The 1,872-nt window shown below is 33.8% G+C and carries 3 protein-coding genes; 2 read left to right on the forward strand and 1 reads right to left on the reverse strand.

Annotated elements, in window-relative coordinates; translation table 11 throughout:
- Positions 1 to 150 precede the first annotated feature (150 nt).
- Positions 151 to 897, forward strand: coding sequence for a hypothetical protein (locus tag BBROOKSOX_RS10485; RefSeq protein ID WP_139661714.1), 747 nt, complete (start codon positions 151 to 153; stop codon positions 895 to 897).
- A complete protein-coding gene (locus tag BBROOKSOX_RS10490; protein ID WP_139661715.1) occupies positions 894 to 1,412 on the forward strand; it encodes a hypothetical protein in 519 nt (172 codons plus the stop codon). Before BBROOKSOX_RS10485 ends, BBROOKSOX_RS10490 begins: the two co-directional genes overlap by 4 nt.
- 236 nt (positions 1,413 to 1,648) lie before the next feature.
- Here BBROOKSOX_RS10490 and BBROOKSOX_RS10495 read toward each other — a convergent pair.
- The coding region (locus BBROOKSOX_RS10495; protein WP_218973739.1) for a hypothetical protein at positions 1,649 to 1,872 on the reverse strand (224 nt) is incomplete at its 5' end.

Consider the following 1,872-nt stretch of genomic DNA (forward strand, 5'->3'; position numbering starts at 1 on the left):
TTAGCAAAGTGACAAGTTTTGCCGAATTGTTGATTTTATGAAATATAGTGGCTGTGTTTCATAAAATTGTCAAGTTGGTGAAAAATGGCGTTTTGATGATTATTCATATTTATGCAAAGGTCTCTATAAAAATAATAAAAGGAGAAAGAAATGAATAAAAATAAACTAAAAACACCAGGAAACCCATTAACAATATCTTTTGATTTTTCCACTTCGGAACAAAAGATACTTTTTCAATGGTTGTCAGATCATGATTATAAACTTTATCTGTATAAGGCATCAAATGTTGTTGCAGGAGTGGGTCTTGTGCCTATATGGTATTCAATACCTTTTACTGAACTGGCTGCTGGAAAAATTGTAATAAGCCATGTCCCTACTTATCGTGCTTATATGGCTTATACCGTTGCCAGCGATGTGGGGGACGAGATAAAAGTATTTACAATATCTGATGATGTATTACTAGGAACCCAACTTACATTAGATAAATATGGAGAGTTTTATGAAACTGGCAAGGCTCCATCTGGGCAAATTGAGATTATCAGTCATGAAACTAAATTAGTTCAAGTTGGTTTATCATCAATTGTTAGTGAGCCAAGTGAAAAAAGTAAACCCTTTTCTCCTTTTTGTGCCGTTACTTTACCCCCTCAAAATTCAGTAATGTTAGAGCCAAGAGAAAATATATTAATTTTTGCGGGACAGGATGGTTTTAATACAGGATCTATACAGCTTGAGACTACTGCACCTGGAGTTATTTTTCCATACTCTTCAGAGGATTATGTTTATCCACTTGAAATGATTCCTATAACATACGGTATAAAGTCTAGTGTAGAAGATGGAAATGTTAAGGCAACTTCTTCCGAAGCAAATATTGCAACACTTTTAGGTAATACATTATGAATAACAAAACAAATGATATGGGGGTGAGTCTTGTCGCGATAGCGACCTCCACTACTCTGATGCAAGCTGCCGTGTCAGCTAAAGAATTTTTAGACGGCGCATATTTATGCGTTTCTATTAGTAATTATCATGCTGATTCATTGGCACTAAATTCTTTTTTGTCTGATAATATGGATTATTCTAGTGCAGCGGTGCCACATAAAGACTTTATTTTTGCAAATGAGGGTGATTCAGCCGTGTATAGGGTAAATTCTATATTTAAATCAACATCATCATTTTTATATGGGGTAGAATTTGGTAAGGACGCATATACATTCTTAATAGAATATCATTGGAATGAGGCTTCTGCTGGCTCAGGCTCAGTGTTAATTGAAGGAAAGTCAGGATCTATAAAGAAAACATTTTCGTTCTATAAGCGAGAGTATGTTACTGAGAAAGGCGGGACCTTTAGAGTCTCTGTATTTGCTACAGGAGGATTTCTTCAAATAACTGTTTTACCGCCATCAATAAGTTAAATAAAGACTTGATTATGTTGTTTGCTTAAATACTGATCTAGATAGTGAAGGATATTATTCTTTAGAAGTCTACAAAAACATAAATTCGATTTATAGATGCATAAATCGAATTTATTTAATACTTTTTTTGAGAGTGTAAAAAATGTGCTGTTTTTTATTCTGGAGAAATACCCTGCTATGTAATCATATATTTGAATAGGGTGTCTTGCTTAAGGCTGAGGTACAACATCAAGGGATCAGAGTAATTGATTTTTCAGTTGCTCTGATTTTTTTGTTTCTGCTTTATAAACAAAACTGCCACAAATTTTAATATGATTTTTTTTAAAACGACCTAAAAACTTAGTCAAAGAGAGACCTTTGCATAAATAGGGATGATTAGCAAAATCCAATTTTTGCCCAATTGGTGATTTCTTTAAACCTTGTCCTAGCAGGGCTAAGGCTGGGTTTAAAAAATCGCCAA

Source organism: bacterium endosymbiont of Bathymodiolus sp. 5 South, from assembly GCF_900128535.1.
Classification (GTDB): Bacteria; Pseudomonadota; Gammaproteobacteria; order PS1; family Pseudothioglobaceae; genus Thiodubiliella.